The 2,914-nt window shown below is 33.2% G+C and carries 3 protein-coding genes; all 3 read right to left on the minus strand.

Features of this window, described 5'->3' with window-relative positions; genetic code table 11:
* The coding region (locus QZ824_RS11225; protein ID WP_291276105.1) for a glycosyltransferase family 2 protein at nucleotides 1-736 on the minus strand (736 nt) is incomplete at its 3' end.
* A complete protein-coding gene (locus QZ824_RS11230) occupies nucleotides 733-1,863 on the minus strand; it encodes a glycosyltransferase family 4 protein (protein WP_291276106.1) in 1,131 nt (376 codons plus the stop codon). The genes QZ824_RS11230 and QZ824_RS11225, both read right to left, overlap by 4 nt.
* 30 nt (nucleotides 1,864-1,893) lie before the next feature.
* Nucleotides 1,894-2,697, minus strand: a complete 804-nt coding sequence (locus tag QZ824_RS11235; RefSeq protein WP_291276107.1) for a sulfotransferase family 2 domain-containing protein — start codon at nucleotides 2,695-2,697, stop codon at nucleotides 1,894-1,896.
* Nucleotides 2,698-2,914 lie beyond the last annotated feature (217 nt).

The raw sequence follows: 2,914 nt of genomic DNA on the forward strand, positions 1-2,914 counted from the left end.
CTTTAGTTCTATATATACTATCCATATTATTCATATTACTACCCGCCAGATGATGTATAATAAGAGGTTCCGGCGAATAATAAACTAATAAATCTGTATGCTTATGTACATGATAACACCATAATACATCTTCGAAATACATAAAAAAATCTTCGTGTAATTTTTTATCGGGAAAAAGGTTAAGCATGTTTTTATTGAACATAAAAAAAGTTCCCCATACCCAGTCGGTTGCCGTTGGCTTAGTGTAATCCCATAAATCGCCTTTCAATCGGCCAGATTTTTTTTCGGCAGATTCAAACTTAGACAAGCGCAACAATTCCATCATTTCGTTTTTTAAACTAGGAAAGCTTCCTGCCACCCCTTGTGTCCGGCCATCGGGATATATTAATCGTCCGGTCAAAATACCAATTTTCAAATTACTCTCCATTGTTTGAACAGCTATGGAAATGGCATCATTCACCAATTCTGTGTCACTATTCAATAAAAGAATATAATCACCTTTTGCTTTGGTAATTCCATCATTATTTCCGCCTGCAAATCCTTTGTTTGTTTGGTTAATGACCAGATCTATATCCGGAAATTCTTTCTTAAAAATATTGGGGTCGCATTCTGTACTTGCATTATCAACAAGTATTACTTGAAATGAACAGTTATGAGTTTGGGCATATATTGACTCTATACATTTTTTAGTTAAATGATAGGTGTTATAATTCACAATTATTATTGAAACCATCATAACGTATCTTCAATAATTTTAAACAACTCCCGCCCATGTGTTTTTAAACTAAAGTGTTCCAGAGCATATTTGCGAGCAGACACTGTAATTTTACTGCAATCTGTTTTTGCCCAGATATGTTTTAATATTTCTGCAAGTTCATTTTCGTTTTGAGGGTCAAACAAAAAACCATTTTCATGATTCTGAATCAATTCAAGTCCGGCTCCTGTATCAGAAACAACAGGCATACGTCCGGCTTTCATTGCCTCAATGGTTACCCTTCCAAATGCCTCCATTACGCTACATACTAAAACGGCATGAGATTTTATTACATAATCCCAGGGCTGATCTGTTTGCCCGGCAAATACAATTTGATTTTCTAAGTTGTTTATTTGAATATATTGCTGAAGCATATTCAAATACTCCTGATCTGCTCCGCCAACAAAAACCAAACGGGGATAGATGCTTTCCTGCTTAAGAAGATTAAGCGCCTTTAAAGCAACCAATTGATTTTTCCCTTTCGCAATACGGCCAACCATGCATAGAGCTAATTCATTCGCGGGCTTTTGCATCAATGCCGAAAACTCAGGATACTTAACAGCATAATACAACCTGTTAATTTTATTGGGAGAGAGTTTTTCCGAAAAATATTTTTTCAAGCCTTCAGAGTTGACAATTATTTTCCGGGAAAGCTTATTTATTATTTTAAACGAAAACTGTTTTCCGTATTCAAATTTTAGCTGATGATCTAAATCACCATATTCATGCAAATACCAAACATGCGGAACGTTACTTAATCTGGCAGCAATGGCTGCTGAAGGTATGACGATAGAGTGCGTAATAACAACATCAATCGAATGGGTTTTAATATATTTATGGATTGATTTGGCTGACGAATAAAACCCTTTCAACATGATTACTTTTAAAAATGTTTTCCATGGTTTAGAAGACATCCACCAGCTATTCTGAATAATTTCAAAGGATACAGACAGGTTCTCTAATCGCTTTGCAACTTCGCCGTTTGTAGGAAGTATCACGTGATTTTCAACACCCATTTTTTGCAAGGATTCAATACTTTCAATAGCACACAATTCGCTTCCGCCTAAAAATGCGGATGGAAAAACATGCAATATTTTCATTGTATCCATTGTAAAACTATTACTTCTTTATACCAAACATCATTTGTCCTTTCGTATAAAAAATTTCTTACTTGAACTATATGTTGGCTGTGTTACGGTATAAATCTTTTTAAGCACTTTAAGAAAAAACATTTTCACCCCGGCAAAAGGAATTTTTCCAAAATCCTTTGTATGTCTCTTCAAAGCATAGTCGTACAATTGCAAATCAAGAGCATTTCTTTTTTTAAGCAATTCCCACGTTTCTTCATCAAAATCATGTGACTTGCATGAAGTAATGTTTTTTGATGCGTAATAATATTGGCTCCAAGAAAAAATTTGATTTGCAATCAATAAAGACTCATCAAATTTTTCAGTAATACCTACGAGTGAAAATTTATGTTCAAGATTAGAAATTGCCTTTCCCAATATTTCCACTGAATCAGAACCATAAGGCATATTTGTTTCGCCAGATATAAAACGTGTTTGGCCGTTATCTATATTCAAAACCTGATCGCACTGCAGATATTCTTTGAAAGAAAGTTTTGATGCGTAAATATAATTATGCGCCAATGGATTACTCCTGCAATAATAATAGTCTGAGATAACCCTTTCAATCGGATTTCGCAAAAACGTTATATAGGTATGTTGGCGTGCAAAATGCTTGTCGATACCAAAATAAAAATGACCGTGAACAATCTTAATTTTCTCAGGCTTTGATTGTGTAATGATTGATAATGCACTTTCCAATCCTAATAAATCAGTATTTAAAATTTCATCTTTTTTAAATTGTCTATCAATAATTGAATAAAATGTCACTCCGGCAGTTTTGTAATTGTGTATTGAAATGACCAATGGTTTACTCATATGAAAATTTAACTAACAATCGAAGCTAATATTAGTGTGAAAGTTAACTTTTTTTTTTGATTTTTACTTATCCCAATTCATCCCGGAATTTGATTTAATGACAAAAATCATCGTTCAATGAACTGATTATCAAATGTAAAAAAAGTAAACAATAGAATTATTCCTTTCAAAAATTTTATTGCTTGCTATTATTCAGATTAAAAATATACTTCTAAAA

This window comes from Flavobacterium sp. (assembly GCF_021151785.1).
Classification (GTDB): domain Bacteria; phylum Bacteroidota; class Bacteroidia; order Flavobacteriales; family Flavobacteriaceae; genus Flavobacterium.